We start from the raw sequence: 25,193 nt of genomic DNA on the forward strand, positions 1-25,193 counted from the left end.
CAGCCCCGCAGCCCATCGCTTCCCACACCCACGCCCCCGCCGCCCCCGGCGGCAGGCTTGACTCTCCCCCCGCCCCGGCGCCTCCTGCCGCGCAACAGAAAGGAGCGCCCATGACCCATCCCTTCGACCCCGAGCTCGAGGCCCGTCTCCTGCGCTATGCGGCCATCGACAGCCAGAGCAACGCCAATTCCCCCAGCTCCCCCAGCACAGAGATCCAGTTCGGCATGCTCCAGCTTCTGAAGCAGGAGCTGGAGGAGATGGGCGCCACCGAGGTCACGCTGACCGACTATGGCACGGTGCTGGCCACGATCCCCGGCACCGCAGAGGGGCCCACCATCGGCTTCCTCGCCCATGTGGACACCGCGCCGCAGTTCAACGCGACCGGCGTCAAGCCGCGGGTCATCAAGGGCTACAACGGCGGCGCGATCACCTATCCCGATGCGCCCGATCTGGTGCTCTCGCCCGAGGAGTTCCCCTACCTGGCCGAGAAGCAGGGCGAGGACATCATCACTGCCTCGGGCCTCACGCTGCTCGGCGCGGATGACAAGGCGGGCGTGGCGATCCTGATGACGGCCGCGCGCCGGCTGCTCTCGGACCCGTCGATCCCCCACGGGCCGATCCGCCTCGCCTTCACCCCGGACGAGGAAATCGGGCGCGGCGTCGCCTCGGCCCTGCCCAAGGACCTGGCCGCCGATTTCGCCTATACCTTCGACGGCGGCGCGGTCGGCGAGATCGAGTACGAGAGCTTCTCGGCCGATATCGCCCATGTCACCGTCACCGGCGTCTCGATCCATCCCGGCTGGGCCAAGGACAAGCTGGTGAACGCCATCCACCTCGCCTCGAAGATCGTCGACACCCTGCCCCATGTCACCCTGACGCCCGAGACGACCTCCGGGCGCGAGGGCTTCATCCATGCCACCGACATGACCGGCGGCTCTTCCGAGATGAAGCTGACCTTCATCCTGCGCGATTTCGAACGCGACGGGCTGGCGGCAAAGGGTGACCTGCTGCGCAAGGTCTGCGAGGCGGTGCAGGCGGGCGAACCGCGGGCGAAGATCACCTGCGAGATCACGCCCCAGTACCGCAACATGCGCTACTGGCTCGAAAACGACATGACCCCGGTGGAACTGGCCCGCAGCGCCGCCCGGGCCCATGGGATCGAGCCGATCTCGGTCCCGATCCGGGGCGGCACCGACGGCTCCCGCCTGACCGAGATGGGCGTGCCCACGCCGAACATCTTCACCGGCATGCAGAACATCCACGGCCCGCTGGAATGGATCTCGGTGCAGGACATGCGCCGTGCGACCGAGGTCTGCCTGACGCTGGTGGAACAGGCCGCCAAGGGCTGACACTGCCCCGGCGCCGCGCCGAGGGGACGGGAGGAACGCCGCCTGCGGGGGCAACAGACCGCCCCCTCTCCCCTCCCGCGGCACAGCGTCTCTGCACCGGCGCACAGGACTTGCGCCCCGGCCCCGGGGCGCCCGCCCTTGCGGCGGGGGGGACAGGCTCCCTAGGTAAGGCACAACAGGGTGGCCGCCCCGGCGCGCCGCCCCTTTCCATTCGGGAGCACCCACATGAAGAACATCGGTTTCCTCTCCTTCGGTCACTGGGCGCCGGAGCGCGGCTCGCTCGTGCGCACCGCGCAGGACGCCCTGCTGCAATCCATCGACCTCGCCGTCGAGGCCGAGAAGCTGGGCCTCGACGGGGCCTACGTGCGGGTGCACCACTTCGCCCGCCAGCTTGCCTCGCCCTTCCCGCTGCTCGCCGCCATGGGCGCGCGCACCTCGAAGATCGAACTCGGCACCGGCGTCATCGACATGCGCTACGAGAACCCGCTCTACATGGCCGAGGACGCCGGCGCGGCGGACCTGATCGCGAACGGGCGGCTGCAGCTCGGCCTCTCGCGCGGCAGCCCCGAGCAGGTGATCGACGGCTGGCGCTATTTCGGCTACGGCCCCGAAGAGGGGCAGGATGCCAGCGACATGGCCCGGCGCCATGCGCTGATCTTCCTCAGCCAGCTGGAGGGCAAGGGCTTTGCCGAGCCGAACCCGCGCCCGATGTTCCCCAACCCGCCGGGCCTGCTTCGTCTGGAACCCCATTCCGAGGGCCTGCGCGAGCGGATCTGGTGGGGCGCGGGCTCTGACGCGACGGCCCGCTGGGCCGCCGAGATGGGCATGAACCTGCAGAGCTCGACCCTGAAGGATGACGAGACCGGCGAGCCGTTCCACATCCAGCAGGCCAAGCAGATCCGCGCCTACCGCGAGGCGTGGAAGGCCGCAGGCCACGAACGGACGCCGCGCGTTTCGGTCAGCCGCTCGATCTTTGCGCTGATGAACGACAAGGACCGGATGTACTTCGGCCAGGGCGGCAAGGATTCGGACCAGGTGGGCTTCATCGACAAGACCCGCTCGATCTTCGGGCGCGGCTATGCCGACACACCGGACCGGCTGATCGACCAGCTGCGCCAGGACGAGGCCATCGCCGAGGCCGACACGCTGCTGCTGACGGTGCCGAACATGCTGGGGGTGGAGTACAACGTCCACGTGATCGACAGCATCCTGACCCACGTGGCCCCGGCGCTCGGCTGGCGCTGAAGCCGCCGCGACACCGCGAAACGCTAGAAGGCCCGCCCACCGGCGGGCCTTTTCTCCGTCATCCCGCCCCTCAGCCCCACGCGTGCCCCGCCGTGCGCAGCCGTTGACCGCTTCGACCGGCCCGGTCTAGGGTCCGCAGGCTGCCCACGGGCTGTCCTCCCCGCCCGGCAGGCGGCTGCGACAGGCTCCGGCGCAGGGCTGCGACCGGGGGCGCCGCCCCAAGGGCAGCGTCCGCCACGGGCTCCGCCCCAGCCGCCCTCCCCGCACATCGATCGCACTGGAGGGGCCGGACCGGCCTGACATCACATGACCTCTCTCACCTACTGGTATCCGATGAACGACTGGACGCCCGAGAGCGGCGCCCCGAGCAGCAGCGACGTGGCCGAAGCGGCCCTGCGCTACAGCACCATGGGGGTGACCAACCTCGTCATCGGGATCGACGGCCGCAAGATGAGCGGCGAATGGGATTACCTCGACGGCTTCGACTCGGATCAATTCCGGGCCGATCTGGAACAGACCCTCGACACGCTCTTCGCCAGCGGCTTCGAGGGCAGCATCGAGTTCATGCCGATCGCCGGGAACTACAACTGGCAGACCCACAACCTGCAACGCTCCTATTGGATGGTCGAGGCCACGCTCTCCTTCATCGGCGCCTCGGCCTATGGCGACCGCGTCGCCGGGATCGTGACCGATACCGAGTTCGCCCCGACGCCCGAATGGCGCAATGCGGATGACCTCGGCAAGGCAGAGATCCTGCGTCAGTACGTGACCCTGCTGGAAGGGATCAACGACCGCGTCAAAGCCTTCGACCAAGAGTTGACCACGACGACCTACCACGGCGCCTACATCGACAAGGGCAACAGCCACTACGTGCTGGACGGGGTGAACTACGGCAACAGTTCCGTCCTCGGCGCGCATGTGGACACGATCATCCTGCCGATCCGCCTGACCGACGCCATCGACCCGGGGGTGGAGCATGATTTCGACAAGCTCATCGCCCGCGCCGTCAGCCAGACCGCGGACGAACTGGCCCATCTCGAAGGCACGGCCACGCGGATCGTGATCGACTTCGAATGGGAAGAAGGCAACCGCGACCTCGGCGCCCCGAACTATTACGCCCAGATCGAGGCCGCCTTCGCCGAGGCCCTCGCCGATGCCCCCGCGCTTGCCGGTTTCGCCGTCTTCATAAGCCCCAGCCTCAGCACCGTCCCCTTGAGCGATCTGCGGATCGAAGGGCCGGACACCTCCGACCTTCTCAAGGGCACGACGGGGAACGACACGATCTTTGGCGGCGGGGGTGATGACACGCTCCTCGGCCTCGACGGCACGGATGTGATCGAGGGCGAAGCCGGCGACGACAGCATCGACGGCGGCGACTGGGGCGATTGGCTGCGCGGCGACGCGGGCAACGACATCCTCGACGGCGGTCTCGGCGCGGACCACCTGCGCGGTGGCGAGGGCAACGACACGCTGCTCGGAGGCGGCGGGGCCGATGACCTGCTGGGCGGCAATGGCAAGGACCGGCTCTTCGGTCAGGGCGGGAACGACACGCTCACCGGCGGTGCCTCCCGCGACAGGCTCTCGGGCGGGGCGGGCGATGACAGCCTCGATGGCGGCTATGGCAATGACCTGCTCAAAGGCGGCACCGGCGACGACTGGCTGATCGGTGGCGGCAACGACGATGACCTGACCGGCGGCGCCGGGGAAGACAGCTTCGTCTTCGTCACCGCCCAGTTCGGCGACGACACGATCCGCGATTTCGCCCCCGGCCAGGATCAGGTCGTCCTTGGCGGGGCCTTCGACGAGGTGACGGATTTCGCGGGCTTCGCCGCCGCCACCACGCAGGACGGCGACACGCTCGTCTATGACCTCGGCGGCGACGGGGAGGCGGTCCTCCGCTTCGAGGGTCTGACGCTGGCGGATCTCGCCGAGGGCGATCTCCTCTTCCTCTGATCCGCGCCCGAAACGGGACCGAAATCGGAACATTTGACAGAAAAGCGGAACGGATGTAGAACAAAACGGAAAGAAACCGTGTGCGAGGGCGTGCCATGCTCACCAAGAAACAGCTCGACCTGCTTGAGTTCATCCACAAACGGGTGCAGCGCGATGGCGTGCCGCCCTCCTTCGACGAGATGAAGGAAGCGCTGGACCTGCGGTCCAAGTCGGGGATTCACCGGCTGATCACGGCGCTGGAGGAACGCGGCTTCATCCGGCGGCTGGCGCACCGGGCCCGCGCGATCGAGATCGTGAAACTGCCCGAGGCCCTCGTGGAGAACACGCCGGAAACTGGCTTCACCCCGCAGGTGATCGAGGGTGGCGCACAAGGTGCCGCACCGCGGCCCGCGAACGTCCAGCCGGTCGAGCCGATCCACGCGATGGAACTGCCCGTCATGGGCCGGATCGCCGCCGGTGTCCCGATCGAGGCGATCTCGGAGGTGTCGCATCACGTGGCGGTGCCGGGCTCCATGCTCTCTGGCCGGGGCGAACACTACGCGCTGGAGGTCCGCGGCGACTCGATGATCGAGGACGGGATCAACGACGGCGACGTGGTGGTGATCCGCGAGACCCCCTCCGTCAATGACGGCGACATCTGCGTCGCCCTCGTCGAGGGCCAGGAGGCGACGCTGAAACGGCTCTATCGCCGCAACGGCATGGTGGAACTGGTCGCCGCGAACCCGGCCTATCCGCCGCGCATCCTGCGCCCGGATGCGGTGAAGGTGCAGGGCCGCCTCGTCGGGCTGATCCGCACCTACTGACGGCGCCCCTGCTGCGAGGGGCCGTGCTGCGATGTGCGGGGCTGCGGCGTCCAGAGCCGCGCCGCGCCATCGTCCGCCCCGATCCACCGGCCATCGTGATACGACAGGGCCCCGCGCCGCAAGGCCGCGGGGTCCAGCGTTTCGCAGGGCAGCCCCGGTGGCGGCTTGGCGTTCACCACGACGATCTCCTCCGCCGTGCAGCTGAGCGCCCCGACCGTGGCCTTGCCCGTGACATGGCGGATCAGCCGCCCGTCCGGCAGGCGCGGGGCCTGCCACCGCGCCGCCGCCACGCGCTGCGGGGAGAGGTCGCCGTCGTTTTCCAGCCAGACCCCGGCGGCGAAGCCCGCGGCACGGTCACGGCTCAGCGCGCGGCCCTCCCCGGTCATGAGCCCGACCAGACGGCCCTCCGCCTCCACCAGCAGCAGCGGGCGCGCGGCCCCGGACCAGAGCCAGAGCGCCGCACAGACCGGGATCACCCCCACCAGACGCCCCCGCCCCTGCCAGAGCGCCAGCATCAGCCCGCCCAAGGCCAGCAGCGGCAGCACCCCCGCTGGGGGTGTCACCACGCCCGAGACCGCGCCGGGCCGCGCGCTGACCTCCCGTGCGACAAGGAGGATCCAGTCGAGCCCCTGCCCCATGCACCACAGTGGCAGCGCCTCCAGCCCCAGCGGGGCCAGCAGCGCCGCGGCCACCGCGGCGGGCACCACCAGCAGCCCCATGACCGGGACGCAGAGCAGGTTCGCCGGCAGACCGTAGAGCGCCATCTGGTTGAAATGCGCCGCCCCCACCGGGCCCGTGGCCGCACCGGCCACCGCCGAGGAAAGGATCAGCGCCGTCACGGGCCGGATCCATCGCGGCAGCGGGCTCTCGCGCCCGCGCAGCAGCGCGAAGACGGCGACCAGCGCCACGGTGGCGGCGAAGGACATCTGGAGGCCCGGCCCCAACAGGGCCTCGGGCCGCAGGATCAGCACGATCATCGCCGCAAGCGCCACCGCCCGCAGGCTGAGCGCGCGGCGGTCGAAGAACAGCGCCACGAGGGCCACGGCGACCATGATGAAGGCCCGTTCCGTCGCCACGTTGCCGCCCGAGAGCGCGAGATAGACCGCCGCCGCCATGAGCGCCCCCAGCGCCGCAATCGACCGGCAGGGCCAGCGGAGCGCGACCCAGGGCACGAGGGCCAGTGCCAGCCGCAGCGCCGCGAAGACCACGCTTGCCAGCAATCCCATGTGCAGCCCTGAAATGGCCAGCAAATGCGCGAGGTTGCTGCGGCGCAGCGCCTCCAGCGCCGGTTGCCCGATGCCGGAGCGGTCCCCGGTGGTGACGGCGGCGGCAAAGGCCCCGGCCTCGCCCGGGATCGCGGCGCGGACGTGATCGGCGATCGCCATGCGCCAGCGGTAGAGCCGCAGGGCGCCCGGCTCCGGTGGCAGCAGCGTCACGACGGGCACGCGGCTGTAGCCAAGTCCGCCCAGCCGGTCGAACCACGCATGGCGGCGGAAATCGAAACCGCCCGGCTCCACCGGGCCGCCGGGCGGGGCGAGATGGGCCGTGGCAAGGACCGTGGCCCCGGGGCGCATCTCCGGCCCGTCCTCCTGTCCGTGCAGCGCGATGCGCACCCGCGCGGGCGTCGCGGCAGGCCCCCGCCCCGCGAGGATCACCCGGTCAAGTTCCAGCCGCAGCGCGTCGGAGGCCGAGCGGTCCATCGCGATGATGCGGCCCTGCACCGGGCCGTAGAGGCGGCTTTCCAGTACCGGGGCCGCAACCATATGCGCCCGCGCCCCGGCCCAGCCGAGGCCCCCGGCTGAGAGCGCCAGGGCCCAGGCCAGCGGCGCAAGGCCGATGTGCCGGACGGAGCTTTCGAGCCGCACCGCCAGGATCCCCGCCAGCAGGGCGAGCCCCCCGAGCCAGACCAGCCAGATCGCCGGAGGCTCCGCCCGCAGGGCGAAGTAGCCGCCGATCCCCGCGGCGAAGCAGACCGGAGCCCAAGGGAAGAGGTGGCCACGCTGCCCCAGCAGGACGCGGGCCACCCCTTCCGCAGGCAGGCGAAGCCACCGCAGAGCCGCTCTCTGCTGCGCCGGCCCCGCCCCGGGGGAACCCTCCGTCCAGTCCCCCGGTGCCATCTGTCCATCCCCTTGGCCTGCGGTCATCGGGGCCCTCGCGCCCCGCAACGAGCGCGCCCCTGACAGCCTGCGATTCCCGCCTCGCGTCCCGGGCACTTGTCACCCCTCCGCCGCGCCGATAGACAGGCCCCGAAAGCTAGACCCCGTTGGTTACCGAGAGGTTAATTCGCCCCGATGTCCGCACCCGTCGTGACCCGCTTCGCCCCCTCGCCCACCGGTTACCTGCACATCGGCGGTGCCCGGACGGCGCTCTTCAACTGGCTCTATGCCCGGGGCCACGGCGGCACCTTCCTGCTGCGCATCGAGGACACCGACCGCGAACGTTCGACCCCCGAGGCGACCGCCGCGATCCTCAAGGGTCTCGAGTGGCTGGGCCTCGACTATGACGGCGAGGCCGTGAGCCAGTTCGAACGCGCCGACCGCCACCGCGAGGTGGCGCTGCAGATGCTGGAGGCCGGTCACGCCTACAAGTGCTTTGCCACGCAGGAGGAGATTCAGGCCTTCCGCGATCAGGCCAAGGCCGAGGGCCGGTCCACGCTCTACCGCAGCCCGTGGCGGGACACCGATCCCGCGACCTACCCGGACGCGCCCTACGTGGTGCGCCTGAAGGCGCCGCGTGACGGGGCCACGGTGATCGCCGACAAGGTGCAGGGCGACGTGACGATCCGCAACGACCAGCTCGACGACATGGTGCTGCTGCGTTCGGACAGCACACCGGTCTACATGCTGGCCGTGGTGGTGGACGACTACGACATGGGCGTCACCCATGTGATCCGGGGCGACGACCACCTGAACAACGCCGCCCGGCAGATGATGATCTACACCGCCATGGGCTGGGACCTTCCGACCTATGCGCATATCCCGCTGATCCACGGGCCCGACGGCAAGAAGCTGTCGAAACGGCATGGCGCGCTCGGCGTCGAGGAGTACCAGCAGATCGGCTACCCGGCCTCGGGGATGCGGAACTACCTCGCCCGTCTCGGCTGGAGCCACGGCGACGACGAGTTCTTCACCGACTCGCAGGCGCAGGCGTGGTTCGACTTCGACGGGATCGGCAAATCCGCCGCCCGCTTCGATTTCAAGAAACTGGAAAATCTCTGCGGTCATCACATTGCAGCGACGGACGATGCTGCGCTGCTGCAAGAGGTGCTGGAATTCCTCGCCGCGACCGGTCAACCGGCCCCGGAAGGGGTCCATCTGGAGCGTCTCGGGGCCGCCATGCCGGTTCTGAAAGAACGGGCAAAGACCTACCCGGAACTCCTTGAAAAGGCATACTTTGCACTGTCAACTAGGCCGATCGAACCGGAAGAAAAGGCCGCAAAACAACTGGATGCAGAGGCCCGGACACTCCTGTCGGAATTGACGCCGCACCTGCAAAGTGCTAGCTGGACGCGGGACGCACTGGAGGCAGCTGCGAACGACTTCGCCGCTGCGCATGACATCAAGTTCGGCAAGATGGCCGGACCCATGCGCGCCGCCCTCGCGGGCCGGGCCGCTACCCCCAGCGTGTTCGATATGATGACGGTTCTCGGGCAGGAGGAAACCCTCGCCCGGCTGAACGACGCCGCGATGGGAGGACAGGATTAACCCTGTCGCAAGGTAGCGGCCATTATTGCGGGTCATGCCCCTTTTTTCCCCGGGGCATGCGGGATTAGAGGAAGGGAAGTACATGACAGATACGAACAAAACGGCAACGCTGACGCTCGACGGGAAAACCTACGAACTGCCAGTGCTGTCGCCTACGGAAGGGCCGGATGTCATCGACATCCGTAAACTGTACGGCCAGGCCAACGTCTTCACCTACGACCCCGGCTTCACCTCCACCGCGTCCTGCGACAGCTCGATCACCTACATCGACGGCGAAGAAGGCATCCTTCTGCACCGCGGTTACCCGATCGGCGATCTGGCCGGCAAATCGCACTACCTCGAAGTCTGCTACCTGCTGCTCTACGGCGCCCTGCCCTCCGCAGCCGAACTGGAAGACTTCGAAACCCGCGTCACGCGCCACACCATGGTGCACGAGCAGATGCACCGGTTCTTCACCGGCTTCCGCCGCGACGCGCACCCGATGGCCATCATGACCGGCGTTGTCGGCGCCATGTCGGCCTTCTACCACGACTCGACGGACATCTCGGACCCCTGGCAGCGTGAAGTCGCCTCGATCCGCATGATCGCCAAGATGCCGACCATCGCGGCCATGGCCTACAAGTACACCATCGGCCAGCCCTTCGTGTACCCGCGCAACGACCTCGACTATGCGTCGAACTTCCTGCGCATGTGCTTCGCCGTGCCGGCCGAGGAATACCAGGTCGACCCGATCCTGAGCCGCGCGATGGACCGGATCTTCACCCTGCACGCCGACCACGAGCAGAACGCCTCGACCTCGACCGTGCGTCTGGCCTCCTCCTCGGGCGCGAACCCCTTCGCCTGTATCGCAGCGGGCATCGCCTGCCTCTGGGGCCCGGCCCACGGCGGCGCCAACCAGGCCTGCCTCGAAATGCTGCGCGAGATCGGGACCGTCGACAAGATCCCCGAGTACATCGCCCGCGCCAAGGACAAGAACGATCCGTTCCGCCTGATGGGCTTCGGTCACCGCGTCTACAAGAACTTCGACCCGCGGGCGAAGGTCATGAAGGAATCGGCGGACGAGGTTCTGGAACTGCTCGGCGTCGAGAACAACCCGACCCTTCAGGTCGCCAAGGAACTCGAGCGTCAGGCGCTGGACGACGATTACTTCGTCTCCAAGAAGCTGTTCCCGAACGTCGACTTCTACTCGGGCATCATCCTCGAGGCGATGGGCTTCCCGACCGCGATGTTCACCCCGATCTTCGCGCTGTCGCGCACCGTCGGCTGGATTTCGCAGTGGAAAGAAATGATCGAGGATCCGCAGATGAAAATCGGCCGTCCCCGTCAGCTCTACACCGGTGCCTCCGAACGCCCCTACGTGGACGTCGAGAACCGCTGAGCGGCCCGGCGGCTGCCCGAAACGGACAACCCCTTCAAATGATCGGAAAGCGCCCCCTCGCGGGGCGCTTTTTGTTTGCGCGACAGAAACAACAGCGCCCCATTGTTTCCGGGCAGATACAAATTGGCAGCTAGGCGAAAAACCCATCACAAAGTATTGATATAGGACTGAATTTAAGGAAGGAGCGCCGCCATGATGGCTTTTGCGCTGTTGGGATTACTTGGTATTGGCCTTATTTTCTGGGCCGACGGGAGCGATGACTCCGATACGGACACCCCCGAAGAGAACGAAAACGGCCTGACCCGCTTCGACGGAACCGACGAGGATGACCAGATCCTCGGCACCGACGGCGCCGACCGGATGCTGGCCGAGGACGGGCAGGATCTGCTGGCCGGCCTCGATGGCGACGACCTCCTGAACGGTGGCGACGGCGACGACCTGCTGATCGGCAACAAGGGCGACGACACGCTGCGTGGCGCTGACGGCGATGACATCCTCATCGGCGGTGCGGGCGTCGATTCCCTGATCGGTGGCGATGGCGACGACCTCATCTATTCGGCCGAATTCGTCGATGACGAGGCCCTCGTCGAGATCCTCGGCCGTGACCAGCCGACCACCTACGAAGAGCTGGAAGAGATCGACCGGGACATCGTTCAGGCGCTCTCGCCCGACGGGAAGACCGGCGTGGTCGAGGAAGGCGACATCGTGTCCGGTGGCGACGGCGAGGACCTGATCGTGGCGGGCAATGGCGACAGCATTGCCTCGGGCGACGGCGAGGACCTGATCGTTCTGGGCGACTGGCTGGAGGGGGGCGCACCGGTGGTGGTGACCGACCACGACCCGGAGAACCAGGACATCTACGAGTTCTCCTACGCCGCCGGGTCGACGGAGCCCACGCTCACCTTCGATCTGGACGAGGACGGCCACGCCCATGTCTATGCCGACGGCGCCGAGGTGCTGATCGTGCAGAACGCGGGCGAGGACTTCAGCCTCGGCATCTTCTCGACCTCGCAGCGCGCGGCCTGACGCGAGCGCCCTGCACCGGATCGACGCCCCCGGCCCCGCCGGGGGCGTTTTCCGTTCCGCCTCAGCCCCTGCCGTGCGACCAGTTGCGCCCCGCCGCGCCCCGCCCTACCCTCGCCCGCAGGGAGAACGCGCGGAGGCCCCATGAGCGACGACACGAACCAGCATGCGGCTGCCTGCCACTGCGGCACCGTTCAGTTCCGGGTCCGGCTTGAGAGCGGTTTCGACAGCGCCCGGCGCTGCACCTGTTCCTACTGCAGGATGCGCGGGGCCATCGCCGTCTCGGCCCGGCTGGACGACATCACCTTCATCGCGGGCGAGGAAAACCTCGCGCTCTACCAGTTCAACACCGGCACGGCGAAGCACTACTTCTGCAAGACCTGCGGGATCTACACCCACCACCAGCGCCGTTCGAACCCGCAGCAATACGGGATCAACGTTGCGGTGCTCGAAGGGGTCAGCCCCTTCGACTTCCCCGAGGTGCCGGTGATGGACGGCATTTCGCACCCCTCGGACGGCGCGGGCGGGCCGCGGGTGGCCGGCATCCTGCGGTTCGAGCCCTCCGCCTGAGCCCCGGAACGACAAACGCCCCCGGCCCAAGGGCGGAGGCGTTTCGAGGCCCCTTCGGGCCCGTGATGACAACACGGTGCGGGCCTCAGCGGCCCTCAAACTTGGCGGGGCGTTTTTCGAGGAAGGCCACGACGCCCTCCTTGAAGTCGCGGCTCTTGCCCGCGGTGCCCTGCAGCTTGCCCTCCAGCGCGATCTGCGCCTCGAGGTCATGGCTCCAGTTCTCGCGGATTGCCTGTTTCACGAAGCCATAGGCCAGCGTCGGCCCCTGCGCCAGATGGGCGGCGCGCGCCTGCCACTGGGCCTCGAAGGCGTCATCGGCGACGCATTCCCAGATCATGCCCCAGGCGTCGGCCTGTTTCGCGCTGATCTTCTCGGCGAAGAGCGCGGCGCCCATGGCCTTGGGCCCGCCCATGGAGCGCGGCATCCAGTAGGTGCCGCCCGCGTCGGGGATCAGGCCGATCCGGGTGAAGGCCTGCATGAAATAGGCGCTCTCGGTCGCGATCACCACGTCGGCGCAAAGCGCAAGGTTCGCCCCCGCCCCGGCGGCGGCCCCGTTCACCGCGGCGATGGTGGGCACGGCGCAATTGGCGATCGCCCGCAGCATGGGGGCGTATTCGTCGCGCAGGGTGCGCTCCAGATCCGGGTTCGCGATATCGCCCTTGTCGGTCAGGTCCTGACCGGAACAGAAGGCCCGGCCCGAGGCCGTCAGAACCACCACGCGGGCCTGTGTCTCCGCCGCGCCGAAGGCATGGGTGATCTCGGCCCGCATCCGCGTGTTGAGCGCGTTCATCACCTCGGGCCGGTTCAGCCGCACCACGGCGACCCCGTCCGTCACGGTCAGCGTGATCGTCTCGTAATCCATTGATGTCCTCCCTCTGAGCGCCCTGACCCTGTGTGCCTGTCTCTGTGTGCCTGTCTCTGGCGGGCGGGCTGCGCCGCATCCAAGCGCATTCCGCCGCCCGGGCCAAGGGGGCCCGCGCCGGAACGGGGCGTCACTTGCCCGCGCGGATCAGTCCTTGAGGAGTTCCTTGAGACGCGCCTCTTCCTCGGCGGAGAGGCCGGCCTCGGCGGTGGCGGCGGCGGTGGAACGGCGGCGCAGAAAGACGCCCGCGATCCCAAGGCCCGCGATCAGCATCAGCGGCCCCGCGCCCCAGAGCAGCCAGTTGGCCCCGCCCGTGCGCGGGTTCAACAGCACGTATTCGCCGTAGCGCGCAACGAGGAAGTCCTTCACCTCCTCGTTGCTGTCCCCGGCGACGATCCGTTCGCGCACCAGAAGGCGCAGGTCGCGGGCGAGGTCGGCGTTGCTGTCGTCGATGTTCTCGTTCCGGCAGACGAGGCAGCGCAGGTCCTTGGAGACCTCGCGCGCGCGCGCCTCCTGCGCCGGGTCGGACAGCATCTCGTCCGGCTGGACCGCACGGGCGGGCGTCGCGAGAGACAGGCCCACGGACAGGCCAAGCGAGAGGCAGAGCGTCAGGGTTGCAAGCAGCCGTTTCATTCCGCGGGCACCCCCTGCGGCGCGGCCTTGCGGGCGCCCGCCGCCACGCGGTAGCGCCGGTCGGAGAGGCTGAGCGCGCCCCCGAAGGCCATGAGCAGCGCGCCGAGCCAGATCCAGTTCGCCAGCGGCTTCACGTAGGAGCGCATGGCCCAGCCTCCGCCCGCCTGCGGATCGCCGATTGCGACGTAGATGTCGCGGAAGAAGCCGTTGTCGATCCCGGCCTCGGTCGTGGGCATCCGCGCCACGGGGTAGAAGCGTTTCTCGGGGTCGAGCATGCCGACGGTGCGGCCGTTCTTCTCGATCCGGATGTGGCCCATGGTCGAGACGTAGTTCGGCCCCTGCACCCGCTCCACGCCTTCCAGCGTCAGGGCATAGGCGCCAACCTCGAAGGTGTCGCCCTCCTGCACCACGCGGATGTCCTCGAGCTGCCAGGCCAGCATGCCGGCGATGCCCATCATGGTGACGCCGAGCCCTGCGTGGGCCACGGCCTTGCCCCAGTCGGCGCGCGGCAGCCGACGCAGGCGGCCCAGACGGCCCCCGCCCCGGCCGGTGCGCGACCAGATGTCTATCAGGCTGCCCGCGACAAGCCACGATCCCAGCATGAGGCCGATGGGGCCAAGCGCGCTGCGCTCGCTCTGCATCGCCCAGGTCAGCGCGCCCACGGCCACGGCCAGCACCATGGCGGGCACCAGCATCCGCGCCACGCGGCCCAGCTTGCCGCGCTTCCACGGCAGCAGCGCGCCGAAGGGCAGGATCACCCCGATGGCGATCATGAAGGGCGTGAAGGCCATGTTGAAGAACGGCTCCCCCACGGAGAGCTTGCGCCCGAAGGCCAGTTCCGCCACCAGCGGCCAGATCGTGCCCACGAAGACCACGAAGGCCGCCACGCCCAGCAGGATGTTGTTGAAGACGAGGCCGCTTTCCCGGCTGACAAGGCTGAAGACCCCGCGGGAGGAGAGCACATCCGCCCGGAAGGCGAAGAGTGTCAGCGCCCCGCCCATGAACACCGCGAGGATCAGCAGCAGGAAGACGCCGCGTTCGGGATCATTGGCGAAGGCATGGACCGAGGTGATCACGCCAGAGCGGGTGATGAACGCCCCGATCAGCGAGAAGCCGAAGGCGATGATCGCCAGCAGCACGGTCCAGCTTTTCAGGCTTTCGCGTTTTTCCACCACGATGGCGGAATGCAGCAGGGCCGCCGCGATGAGCCAGGGCATGAAGGAAGCGTTTTCGACCGGGTCCCAGAACCAGAAGCCGCCCCAGCCAAGCTCGTAATAGGCCCACCAGGAGCCGAGCGCGATGCCGATGGTCAGGAAGATCCACGCAGCCAGCGTCCAGGGCCGCACCCAGCGGCCCCATGCGGCATCCACCCGCCCCTCGATCAGCGCCGCCACGGCGAAGGAGAAGGACATCGAGAGGCCCACGTAGCCGAGGTAGAGGAACGGCGGGTGGAAGGCCAGGCCCGGGTCCTGCAGCAGCGGGTTCAGGTCGTGCCCGTCGAAGGGCGGAACCGCGAGGCGCAGGAAGGGGTTCGAGGTGAAGAGCAGGAAGGCGAGAAAGGCCGCGCCGATCATCCCCTGCACCGCCAGCACGCGGGCCTTGAGCGTCGGCGGCAGGTTCGATCCGAACCACGAGACCGCCGCCCCGAAGAGCGCCACGATCAGCACCCAGAGCAGCATCGAGCCCTCGTGATTCCCCCAGACGCCGGTCACCTTGTAGAGCATCGGCTTGAGCGAGTGGGAGTTGTTCACCACCAGCAGCAGCGAGAAGTCCGAGGTGACGAAGGCATAGGTGAGCGCCGCGAAACTGAAGGCGATCAGCAGGAACTGGGCATTTGCCGCCGGTTCCGCGGCGGACATCCAGCCGGGCACGCGCCGCGCCGCGCCGATCAGCGGCACGAAGGATTGAAACAGCGCGACCGCGAAGGCCAGCACGAGGGCGAAGTGACCGAGTTCCGTAAACATGCCCCGCTTATAGGGCCAGCGGGGCGCGGCGGTAAAACGCTTTCCGCGCGGGAGGTCGTTCACATTGTCGCGGCTGGCGGGGTTGGGGATGGGCGCCTCTGGTCCGGTCTCACCGGGTCAGTTCCTCCGACCCGGCTTCGCTCTTTGGCGCTTGCGAGCGGCAGCGGTCACGATCCCTTCCCCGCTCTCGCGCCTGCGCCCACCTCCCCTATCCGCGCTCGTGCCGCCACGCCTCCAGCGCGGGGTTCGGCGCCGTCTCCTGCCCGGCAGGGCCCTCCTCTGCCGGTGCGCGCGCCTGAAGCCCCAGCCGCAGGGCCGAGGCGGCAAGGTCGCGCTGGAAGGCCTGCCCCTGCCACTGGTGGCGCGCCCCGAAGTAGAAGGAGATCACCGCCCCCATCAGCCACCAGAGCGCCTCGGGCACCACGGCAAGCGCCGCCATCCGCGTGGCGAACCACGCAGGGCTCACCATCGCCGAGACGAAAAGCCCGATGGTGCCAAGCGCCAGCAACGGGCGTGGCAGGCGGTTCAGCCCGTCGATGACGCTGTCGAACACAGTGCGGCGCGGGGTGAACTCGGCGGCGAATTGCTCCAGCGCCGCGGCCCGGCCCTCGTGGTCGCGCAGGGCGCCCGCCTCGGTGTTCTCGCGAAAGACCTCGATCGTCTCGCGCAGGACATTGGCCCCGCGCCCCAGCGGCAGCCCCAGCAGGCGGTCGATCATCCCCATGCCGCCACCCGCGCCCGAAAGTCCCTGTCGCTCAGATGATAGGCCGGGCTGATGAATTCCTCGGCCCGGCGAATCCAGCCACCCTTGCCGCCCGTGCGGGTGCGGGCGTACTTGCGGCTGGCAGGCCGCCGGTCGGCAATCTGGAAGTAGTAGTTTCGCCGCGCGATGCCGTAGGCGTCGGCGATATGCTCGGGCGCGGCCCCGGCTGCCGCCTGCGCCGCCGCAACTGTCTGCGGGCCGATCACCCCGTCCACCGCCACGGGCCAGCCCATCTGGCAGAGCAGCCGCTGCAGGATCATCACCGCCTGCGCGCCCGCGTTGACATACATGTCGAAGACCGTCGGCCAGAGCACCTCGGGCAGCTGTCCCAGCCCCGGCGCCTCGAAGTAATCCGTCAGGAAAATCTCGACCGCCTGCGCCCGGCTCAGCGCCCGCACGTCGGCGCGATCCACCCGGCCATCGCCGGTCAGGTCCCGCCCCAGCCGCCGCAGCGTGTGGATCGTCACCCCGTGGTTGGTCGCCCCGCCCGGATCGTCCGGGTCATCGACGTAGCCGCCTTCGCGGGCCACGATCTCCTCGGCCAGTTGCCGCACATCCCTTGCCATAAAAGAAAACCCCCGTGCGATGTACACGGGGGTCAGCTTGCGTTTGCAGGGTTAACGGATCGCTCAGCTACCGCTCGCCCCTTTGGTCGACGGCTTGTTCGGGTCCTCGTAGACGCCCTGTTCCTTCAGCGCGTCGATGACCTCTTTCGGCATGTAGCTTTCGTCGTGTTTGGCAAGGATTTCGGTCGCTTGGAAGACGCCGTTCACCCAGCGGCCGGTGCCGATCATGCCCTGTCCCTCGTCAAAGAGATCGGGCAGCAGGCCGTTGTAGACCACCTGCACCGTCGCCCCACCATCGGTGACAGAGAAGCGGATCACGTCACCCTGACCGCGCTGCAGGCTGCCCTCCTCCACCAGCCCGCCGAGGCGAAAGGTCTCGGAGGCGGAGGGCGGCGCTTCCACCACCTGCGAGGGGGAGCGGAAGAAGTTGATCCCGTCGCGCATCGCGTAGCCGATCAGCCCCGTGGAGATCACGAGGGCCACCACCGCGAGCGCGATGATCTGGATGCGACGTTTCTTCTTCAGCCCCTTCATCGGACCCTCTCTTGCAGTGCGGCCTTACGGGAAGAGCGGCGCGAGCATCAGGCCCGCGGTCTCGTCCAGACCCAGCATCAGGTTGGCGTTCTGGATCGCCTGACCGGACGACCCCTTGCACAGGTTGTCGAGCACGGTGACGATGATCGCCCGCCCCTCGATCCGGTCCGCCGTCACGCCGATATGCACGAAGTTGGAGCCGCGCACGTCATGGCTGGAGGGCGTTTCGCCGAAGGGCAGCACTTCGATAAACGGCTCATCCGCATAGGCGCCTTGAAGTGCATCAAAGACAGCCTGCGGCGCGCCCTTGACGTAGGCCGTGCACAGGATGCCGCGGTTGGCGGGGATCAGGTGGGGCGTGAACTGCACCTTCACCGGTTCGCCCGCGAGTTTCGAGAACTCCTGATCGAACTCGCCAAGGTGCCGGTGCTTGCCACCGACGGAATAGGCGTTGTAGCCCTCGCTCAACTCGGCGTGGAGGATGTTCTCCTTCAGCGAGCGGCCCGCGCCGGAGACGGCGCATTTCATGTCGAGGATGATGTCATCCAGCGCGATGATCCCGGCGCTGATCAGCGGGCGCAGGGTGAACTGGCCGGTGGCCGCGTTGCAGCCCGTGCCCGCCACGAGGCGCGCCTTGGCGATCTCGTCCCGGTAGAATTCGGTCAGGCCATAGACGGCCTCGGCCTGCTGTTCGAGCGCGATATGGGGGTTGCCGTACCACTTCTCGTATTCCTCGGGGTCCCGCAGCCGGAAGTCGGCCGAGAGGTCCACGATCTTGAGATCCTTGGGCAATTCCCGGATCACCGCCTGCGAGGTCTTATGCGGCAGGGCGCAGAAGGCGAGGTCGATCTTGGAGAAGTCGATCTCCTCGATCTTCACGAGGTCGGGCAGGTGCATGTGGCGCAGGAAGGGGAACACCTCGGCCATCGACATGCCGGCCTTGCGCTCGGCCGCGAGGGCCGCGATTTCCATGTCCGGATGCGAGGCGATCAGGCGGACGAGTTCCGCCCCGGTGTACCCGGATGCGCCGAGGATTGCGATTTGCTTTGCCATTGGGTCAGGCCCTCTCGATAGCCCTCATCGGGCATTCAGAATTTAGAATAAGTCTTGGGGGACGTCCACGGGGACGGGTCAGGCTGGCAGGAACGTGATTTGTCGTCGCAGGAACTGCGTCGCGTTGTTCGAGACCTTGCGCGTGTCGCCGGTGGTCAGGAAGAGGCTCTCCTCCCCCGGGCCGACCATGGCGGGATGCCGCTTGAGGTAATCCTCCAGCGAGGCGGCCACCAGCTGGGCCTGCGAATAGACGGTCACGTCGGGACCGAGCGCTTCCTGGAAGATGTCCAGCATCAGCGGGTAATGGGTGCAGCCGAGGATCGCGGCCTGCGGCCGGGGCATCTTGCGCCGCAGCGCATCCACATGGCCGCGCACGAGGACTTCGGCAAGGATCAGGTCGCCCTCCTCGATCGCATCCACGAGACCGCCGCAGGCCTGCGCCTCGACGTCGACGCCGATGGCGCGGAAGGCTAGCTCGCGCTGGAAGGCCCGGCTGGCGACCGTCGCGGGGGTGGCGAAGAGCGCCACATGTTCCACCGCCACCTCCCGCGGGGGCGAGTTGTCGCCCCACTGGCGTTCGGTCAGCGCCTCGATCAGCGGCACGAAGACACCCAGCACCCGCTTGTCGGTGGGCACCCAGCCTTCCTGCATCCGGCGCAGGGCCGCGGCAGAGGCCGTGTTGCAGGCCAGAATCACCAGATCGCAGCCCGCCTCGAAGAGACGCGCGCAGCCCCGGGTCGTCAGCTCGTAGATGTCATCGGCGTCGCGTACGCCGTAGGGCGCGTTCGCGTTGTCGCCGTAATAGACGAAGGGCACGTCGGGCAATTGCCGCGACGCTGCATCCAGAACGGTCAGCCCACCAAGGCCGCTATCGAAGATGCCAACCGCCATCCCTTTGTCAGTCCTGTGTTTTCCGGTCCCGCGCCGCGCGGTGCCGTTCCTCGAATTCGAACCCGTATTCGTAACTTTTCAACGGCTTCGGGGAAAGCTCATACGTCGCTTTGCGCAGGAAATCCATCATTGCTTTGGTGTCCTTCGCCCTTGCAGCAATTTCCTCCGGCGGGATCGGGGCGCCGATGACCACTTCGACGGGGCTGTCGACGCGGGCACGGAACTCCTTCAGCAGCAGGCCGAGGCGCAGGTTAGCGTGCACGTGGCTCGCCAGTTGGAAGAGCCGCGAGGTGTGACCGGCAAAGAAGACCGGCACCACCGTCGCGCCGGAGCGGGCGATCATCCGGGCCGTGAAGCCGCGCCAGCCCGGGTCCATCGGCTGGCCGAAGGGCTTGAGCGCGGTCGACACGGTGCCGCCCGGAAAGATGCCAACGCAGCCGCCCGCGGCGAGGTAGGCCAGCGTCCGGCGGCGGGTTTCGAGGTTCTGGGCCACGCCCTCCTTCGTCTCGTCGAAGGAGATCGGCAGCAGCACCTCGTCCAGATCGCGCGCCTTCTGGAAGACGCGGTTGGCAAGGATGCGGAAATCCCCCCGCGTCCGGTGCAGGATATGGCCCATCATCAGCCCGTCGAGCACGCCGTAGGGGTGGTTCGCGATCACGATCAGCGGGCCCTGCGCCGGGATATTCTCCAGCGCGCCGCCGCTGACATGCAGCGAGAGGCCATAGCGCTCCACCATGACGGACCAGAAATCGCGGCCCGCCGCGACCTCGGTGTCATAGCCCTCGGCCCGGCGGATCAGCGACGGGCGGCCGGTGATGTTCTCGATCACCTTGATCAGCGCCCTGCCCCCGCGCGAGGCGGCGGAACCGGAATAGCTGATGTCCCTGGCGATCTGGCGGTGGTCGGTCGTCATCTGGTTGCTCCCCTGCGGCACAGATAATGCCGCAGGAGATTTCAATCCAGTGTGAACGTGGCCCGTTACTCGGCCGCGCGCGCCATGCCGCCACCGGAACGGAAGCTCGCCAGCAGGGCCTCGCGCTGCTTGGCGGCCTTCTGTTCATTGGCCAGTTTCACCGGGCCATAGCCACGGATCTGCAGCGGCAGTTCGGCCAGGGCCACGGCGATGTCGAGGGTGGCATCGCCCACGTGGGGCAGCACCTCGGCCATGTCCTTCTCGTACTGGGCGATCAGGGCGCGCTCCATCTTGCGCTCTGCCGTGCGCCCGAAGGGATCGAGCGGCGTGCCGCGCAGGCCCTTCATCTTCGCCAAGAGCGGGAAGAGCCGCATCATGGTCTTCTCCGAGAAGGTCCGCTTCAGCGGGCGGCCATCGTCGCCCTCCTTCTCCATGATCGGCGGCGCAAGGTGGAAGGTCATCTCGAAGTCGCCCTCGAACTGCTCTTTCGCCTTGGCGCGGGTGTCGAGATGCATCCGCGCGACCTCGTATTCGTCCTTGTAGGACAAGAGCTTGTGATAGCCCTTCGCCACCGCCTCGCGCAGGCGCGGATCCTCGACGCTGTCGACCAGCCTGCGGTATTTCTTCGCGAGCTTCTTGCCCTGATAGGCAATCAGATGGGTCTCGCGGAAGGCGATCTTCTCGTCCAGCGTCTTGGGCAGCGGGATCACCTCGGCCGGTTTGGCCAGCCGGCGGGCCTCTTCCAGATGCAGCACGGCCCAGCGACCCACGTCGAAGGCGCGCTTGTTACGCTCCACCGCCGCGCCGTTCATCTCGATCGCGCGCATGACGGCCTCGAGGGTGATCGGGATCAGCCCGCGCTGCCACGCCCCGCCCATGATCATCATGTTGGAGTAGATCGAATCCCCCATGACGGCACGCGCCAGCTCGGTCGCGTCGAAGAGCGCGAGCCCCTCGCGCAGCCGCGCCTCCAGCGTCAGGGCCAGCTGTTCGCTCGGCAGGCGGAACTCGGTGTCGCGGGTGAAGTCGCCGGTCACGATCTCATGGCTGTTGACCACCGCGCCGGTCTTGCCGGTCTGGGTCAGCCCCAGCGTCTTGGAGCCCGCCGAAACGACGAGGTCCCCGCCGATCAGCGCGTGGGCCTCGCCGGTGGCGACGCGGATCGCGCTTATGTCCTCGGGCTTTTCGGCCAGCCGCAGGTGGATATGGACCGCCCCGCCCTTCTGGGCGAGGCCCGCCATCTCCATCATGCCCGCGCCCTTGCCGTCGAGCTGTGCCGCCTGCGCCAGAACGGCCCCCAGCGTCACGACGCCGGTCCCGCCCACGCCGGTCAGCACGATGTTATGGGTGCCCTTGATCGCGGGCAGCTCGGGCATCGGCAGATGCGGCAGGTCCAGCTCGGCCGAGGCTTCGGCCTTCTTGGGCGTGGCGCCCTTCAGGGTCACGAAGGAGGGGCAGAAGCCCTTGAGGCAGGAGAAGTCCTTGTTGCAGGCCGACTGGTCGATCGCCCGCTTGCGGCCCAGCTCCGTCTCTTCCGGCACGATGGCGACGCAGTTCGACTGCACGCCGCAATCGCCGCAGCCCTCGCAGACGTCCGTGTTGATGAAGACCCTCTGATCGGGATCAGGGAACTTGCCCTTCTTCCGGCGGCGGCGCTTCTCGGCCGCGCAGGTCTGGATATAGAGAATGGCCGAGACGCCCTCGGCCTTTGCGAACTCTTCCTGCACGCTTTGCAGATGCGCGCGCTCGGCCCGCTTGAAGACCTTGGGATAGCCGTCGAGTTCGATCTTTTCCTTCGCGTCGTAGACGAGGGCGAGGTTCTTGATCCCCATCGCCTCCAGCTCCCGCGCGAGGCGATAGCTGTCCATGCCGCCGTCATTGGGCTGACCGCCGGTCATGGCGACGGCGTCGTTGTAGAGGATCTTGTAGGTCATCGTCGTGCCCGCCGCGACGGCGGCCCGGATCGCCTGAATGCCGGAGTGGTTGTAGGTCCCGTCCCCGAGGTTCTGGAACACGTGCTTGGTGGTGGAGAACGGCGCCTCGCCGATCCAGTTCGCGCCCTCGGCCCCCATGTGGGTGAAGCCGGTCGTCTGGCGGTCCATCCACTGCACCATGTAGTGACAGCCGATGCCGGCGTAGGCGCGGCTGCCGTCTGGCACCTTGGTCGAGGTATTGTGCGGACAGCCCGCACAGAAATAGGGCAGCCGGGCGGCCAGATCCTCGACATTGTCGTTGCGGCGCACCTCGGCGAGACTGTCGAGCGCCGCGCGCAGGGCCTCGCTGTCGCGGCCTTCGTCGATGAGGATGTTGCCCAGCTTCTCGGCGATCATCACCGGGTCGAGGGCCATCTTGGCGGGGAAGAGGACCTCGCCGTGAGTGGTGCCCACGCCGCCACCCTTGAAGGCGCCCCAGACCCGACGCCCGCGCCGGTCGTCAAAGATCGCCTCCTTGATCTGCACCTCGATCAGCTTGCGCTTCTCTTCCACCACGATGATCAGGTCGAGCCCCTCGGCCCAGTCGTGGAAGCCCTGCATGTCCAGCGGCCAGACCTGCCCCACCTTGTAGGTGGTGATCCCCAGCCGCTCGGCCTCCGCCTCGTCGATACCGAGGAGCGAGAGCGCATGGACCACGTCGAGCCAGTTCTTGCCCGCCGAGACGAGGCCGATCTTGGCCCCCGGCTTGCCCCACATGCGCTTGTCGATACCGTTGGCGCGGGAAAACGCCTCGGCCGCGTAGCGCTTGTAGTCGAGCATCCGCGCTTCCTGCTCCTGCGGGCTGTCGCCCAGCCGGATGTTCAGCCCGCCCTCGGGCATCTGGAAGTCAGGCGTGACGAAGGACATCCGGTGCGGATCGCCGTCGACCACGGCGGTGGCCTCGACCGTGTCCTTCACGCATTTCAGCCCGACCCAGACGCCGGCAAAGCGGCTGAGCGCATAGGCATAGGCCCCCATGTCGAGGATTTCCTGCACGCCCGCGGGGCTGACCACGGGCATGTAGGCATCGACCATCGCCCATTCCGACTGGTGCAGCACGGTGGAGCTTTCGCCGGTGTGGTCATCGCCCATGGCCATGATCACGCCGCCATGGGGCGACGTGCCCGCCATGTTGGCATGGCGCATCACGTCGCCGGAGCGGTCCACCCCCGGGCCCTTGCCGTACCAGAGGCCATAGACCCCGTCGAATTTGCCCTCGCCGCGAAGCTCGGCCTGCTGTGCGCCCCAGAGCGCGGTCGCGGCCAGATCCTCGTTGAGGCCCTCCTGGAATTTCACGTCCGCCTCGGCCAGCAGCTTGGCCGCGCGGTTCATCTGCATGTCCACGGCGCCAAGGGGCGAGCCGCGGTATCCGGTGACATAGCCTGCGGTGTTCAACCCGGCGGCCCGGTCCCGTTCCTTCTGCATGAGCATCAACCGGACCAGCGCCTGCGTCCCGTTCAGCAGAACGGGCGATTTGGTGAGGTCGAAGCGGTCCTTGAGCGAGACATCCTGTAGGGTCATCGTCGCGTTACCTCCTCTGCCTAGTTATATATCAATACTAGGTAATAATACCTGACCCACAAACCGATTTTTTCCCTGCCCCCTGTCCGTGACCATGTTAAAGGACTACCAAGCGCCCGAAAATTATGTATCGGGCTACACGCGCGCGAGGCCCGGTGAGACGGCCTCCGTGTATCGGGGGTTCGGGCGAAAGAGACGGTATGGACTGGGACAAACTTAGGATTTTCTACGCGGTCGCGGATGCGGGCAGCCTGACACATGCGGGGGATGTTCTCCACCTGTCTCAATCGGCTGTCTCGCGACAGATCCGGGCGCTCGAGGAAAGCCTGAACACCACCCTCTTCCACCGCCACGCGCGCGGGCTGATCCTGACCGAACAGGGCGAGCTTCTGTTCGATGCCGCGCGTGCCATGTCCAAGCGACTCGACACCGCGACGGCCCGGATTCGCGACAGCGAGGAAGAAGTCTTCGGCGAGTTGAAGGTGACGACGACGACGGGCTTCGGCTCGCTCTGGCTCGCCCCGCGCCTGCCGAAGCTCTACGAGAAATTCCCCAACCTCAAGATCGACCTCATGCTCGAGGAACGCGTACTCGACCTGCCCATGCGCGAGGCCGACGTGGCGATCCGCATGAAGGAGCCGAGCCAGGCGGACCTGATCCGCAAGCGGCTGATGTCGGTGCGGATGCGGCTCTACGCCAGCCCCGCCTACCTCGACGCCCACGGCCGCCCGCAGGAGATCGAGGAAGTCGCCACCCACCGCCTGATCTGCCAGAACCCGAACTCGGCGCAGGTCGCGGCGGGCGCCAGCCTCGTGCAGCACCTGATGACCTACGAGATCCCCTCGCTGCTGACGGTGAACAACTACTTCGGCGTGCTGCAGGCGGTGATCGCGGACCTCGGCATCGGGGTTCTGCCCGATTACCTGACCGACGACTTCCCCGAGCTGGAGCGCGTGCTGCCGGACATCGAATCGAACGAGGTTCCGGTCTTCCTCGCCTTCCCGGAGGAACTGCGTCACTCGAAGCGAATCTCGGCTTTCCGCGAGTTCGTGCAGGACGAAGTGATCGCGCACCGCCGCCGGATCAAGGAACGCGCGCCCGAATAGGGCCAGCCCGCACAAAAAACAGGCACGCAACCCGAGGCAATCTTTTCGGGGAAAATTCCTGTATCCAACGATGAATTGCGGCAGGCGCATAGCGGCCATGTGTGCAGTGCGGCAAAGAATCCCTTGTGCGATTCATTTTCGACGCTTATTTCAGCCCTCGACGGTGATGGCCGCTTAACAGCGCATCATCTTCATACCTCCCTGTTGGACTTGGCCGAGCTTAGAGCTCGGCCTTTTTTTTGGCCTGCTGCACCGCGGCGGGTATTTCCCTCTTGCACTTCACGAGAATCACGCTAACCGCGCACGCTCGCGTGAAATAGATGTGACGCCGAAGTGACGGGATGCCGGTCCGCCCCTTCCCCCGCAGGCGAAGCTGTCGTAAAGGAGGC

20 protein-coding genes are annotated in these 25,193 nt (G+C 67.6%); 9 read left to right on the forward strand and 11 right to left on the reverse strand.

Features of this window, described 5'->3' with window-relative positions:
* Positions 1-110: 110 nt before the first annotated feature.
* From pepT to lexA, 4 genes are all read left to right on the forward strand, one after another.
* Positions 111-1,349, forward strand: coding sequence for a peptidase T (gene pepT, locus LCM32_RS06555; RefSeq protein WP_224820250.1), 1,239 nt, complete (start codon positions 111-113; stop codon positions 1,347-1,349).
* Between the two features lie 225 nt (positions 1,350-1,574).
* Entirely contained in the window at positions 1,575-2,594 is a 1,020-nt protein-coding gene (locus tag LCM32_RS06560; RefSeq protein WP_224820251.1) for an LLM class flavin-dependent oxidoreductase, read from the forward strand.
* A 306-nt stretch (positions 2,595-2,900) separates the two neighbouring features.
* On the forward strand, positions 2,901-4,547 hold the full coding sequence (locus LCM32_RS06565; protein WP_224820252.1) for a calcium-binding protein: 1,647 nt from the start codon (positions 2,901-2,903) through the stop codon (positions 4,545-4,547).
* 95 nt (positions 4,548-4,642) lie between these two features.
* Entirely contained in the window at positions 4,643-5,350 is a 708-nt protein-coding gene (lexA, locus tag LCM32_RS06570; RefSeq protein WP_224820253.1) for a transcriptional repressor LexA, read from the forward strand.
* Here lexA and LCM32_RS06575 read toward each other — a convergent pair.
* On the reverse strand, positions 5,344-7,374 hold the full coding sequence (locus tag LCM32_RS06575) for a ComEC/Rec2 family competence protein (protein ID WP_224820254.1): 2,031 nt from the start codon (positions 7,372-7,374) through the stop codon (positions 5,344-5,346). The genes lexA and LCM32_RS06575 overlap by 7 nt on opposite strands.
* A gap of 267 nt (positions 7,375-7,641) precedes the next feature.
* Here LCM32_RS06575 and gltX point away from each other — a divergent pair, with 267 nt between their 5' ends.
* From gltX to LCM32_RS06595, 4 genes are all read left to right on the forward strand, one after another.
* Positions 7,642-9,054: a glutamate--tRNA ligase gene (gene gltX / locus LCM32_RS06580; protein WP_224820255.1), complete on the forward strand. Its 1,413-nt coding sequence runs from the start codon at positions 7,642-7,644 to the stop codon at positions 9,052-9,054.
* 82 nt (positions 9,055-9,136) lie between these two features.
* Positions 9,137-10,432, forward strand: a complete 1,296-nt coding sequence (locus LCM32_RS06585) for a citrate synthase (protein ID WP_224820256.1) — start codon at positions 9,137-9,139, stop codon at positions 10,430-10,432.
* Between the two features lie 192 nt (positions 10,433-10,624).
* A complete protein-coding gene (locus tag LCM32_RS06590) occupies positions 10,625-11,458 on the forward strand; it encodes a calcium-binding protein (protein ID WP_224820257.1) in 834 nt (277 codons plus the stop codon).
* 141 nt (positions 11,459-11,599) lie between these two features.
* The gene (locus LCM32_RS06595; protein ID WP_224820258.1) at positions 11,600-12,025 is read left to right on the forward strand and encodes a GFA family protein; all 426 of its coding nucleotides are present in this window, start codon (positions 11,600-11,602) and stop codon (positions 12,023-12,025) included.
* 85 nt (positions 12,026-12,110) lie between these two features.
* Here the strand turns inward: LCM32_RS06595 and LCM32_RS06600 are convergent, their stop codons facing one another.
* The 10 genes from LCM32_RS06600 to LCM32_RS06645 all read right to left on the reverse strand — a co-directional run bounded on the left by LCM32_RS06600 (position 12,111) and on the right by LCM32_RS06645 (position 23,698).
* Complete coding sequence (locus LCM32_RS06600) at positions 12,111-12,887, reverse strand: enoyl-CoA hydratase-related protein (protein ID WP_224820259.1); 777 nt, start codon at positions 12,885-12,887, stop codon at positions 12,111-12,113.
* Positions 12,888-13,034: 147 nt separating this feature from the next.
* Complete coding sequence (locus LCM32_RS06605) at positions 13,035-13,520, reverse strand: cytochrome c-type biogenesis protein CcmH (RefSeq protein WP_224820260.1); 486 nt, start codon at positions 13,518-13,520, stop codon at positions 13,035-13,037.
* Positions 13,517-15,484 (reverse strand): heme lyase CcmF/NrfE family subunit, encoded by a 1,968-nt coding sequence (locus LCM32_RS06610; RefSeq protein ID WP_224820261.1) that lies wholly within the window; start codon positions 15,482-15,484, stop codon positions 13,517-13,519. The genes LCM32_RS06605 and LCM32_RS06610 overlap by 4 nt, the downstream gene beginning before the upstream one ends.
* 208 nt (positions 15,485-15,692) lie before the next feature.
* Positions 15,693-16,208 carry a holin family protein gene (locus LCM32_RS06615; RefSeq protein ID WP_224820262.1) on the reverse strand — a complete coding sequence of 172 codons (516 nt, stop codon included), beginning with the start codon at positions 16,206-16,208 and terminating at the stop codon, positions 15,693-15,695.
* Entirely contained in the window at positions 16,199-16,813 is a 615-nt protein-coding gene (locus tag LCM32_RS06620; RefSeq protein WP_224820263.1) for a holin-associated N-acetylmuramidase, read from the reverse strand. The genes LCM32_RS06615 and LCM32_RS06620 overlap by 10 nt, the downstream gene beginning before the upstream one ends.
* 63 nt (positions 16,814-16,876) lie before the next feature.
* Positions 16,877-17,347 (reverse strand): cytochrome c maturation protein CcmE, encoded by a 471-nt coding sequence (gene ccmE, locus LCM32_RS06625; protein WP_224820264.1) that lies wholly within the window; start codon positions 17,345-17,347, stop codon positions 16,877-16,879.
* Positions 17,348-17,371: 24 nt separating this feature from the next.
* The gene (argC, locus tag LCM32_RS06630) at positions 17,372-18,400 is read right to left on the reverse strand and encodes an N-acetyl-gamma-glutamyl-phosphate reductase (protein WP_224820265.1); all 1,029 of its coding nucleotides are present in this window, start codon (positions 18,398-18,400) and stop codon (positions 17,372-17,374) included.
* A gap of 78 nt (positions 18,401-18,478) precedes the next feature.
* Positions 18,479-19,291: a glutamate racemase gene (locus LCM32_RS06635; RefSeq protein WP_224820266.1), complete on the reverse strand. Its 813-nt coding sequence runs from the start codon at positions 19,289-19,291 to the stop codon at positions 18,479-18,481.
* A gap of 7 nt (positions 19,292-19,298) precedes the next feature.
* Positions 19,299-20,204, reverse strand: a complete 906-nt coding sequence (locus LCM32_RS06640) for a lysophospholipid acyltransferase family protein (protein ID WP_224820267.1) — start codon at positions 20,202-20,204, stop codon at positions 19,299-19,301.
* A gap of 65 nt (positions 20,205-20,269) precedes the next feature.
* On the reverse strand, positions 20,270-23,698 hold the full coding sequence (locus LCM32_RS06645; protein WP_224820268.1) for an indolepyruvate ferredoxin oxidoreductase family protein: 3,429 nt from the start codon (positions 23,696-23,698) through the stop codon (positions 20,270-20,272).
* A 200-nt stretch (positions 23,699-23,898) separates the two neighbouring features.
* On the opposite strand from LCM32_RS06645, the gene LCM32_RS06650 reads away from it, so the two are divergent.
* A complete protein-coding gene (locus tag LCM32_RS06650; RefSeq protein ID WP_224820269.1) occupies positions 23,899-24,804 on the forward strand; it encodes a LysR family transcriptional regulator in 906 nt (301 codons plus the stop codon).
* Positions 24,805-25,193: the final 389 nt, after the last annotated feature.

Origin of the sequence: Pseudooceanicola nanhaiensis (genome assembly GCF_020171315.1) — a bacterium.
Taxonomy (GTDB): Bacteria; Pseudomonadota; Alphaproteobacteria; order Rhodobacterales; family Rhodobacteraceae; genus Pseudooceanicola; species Pseudooceanicola nanhaiensis_A.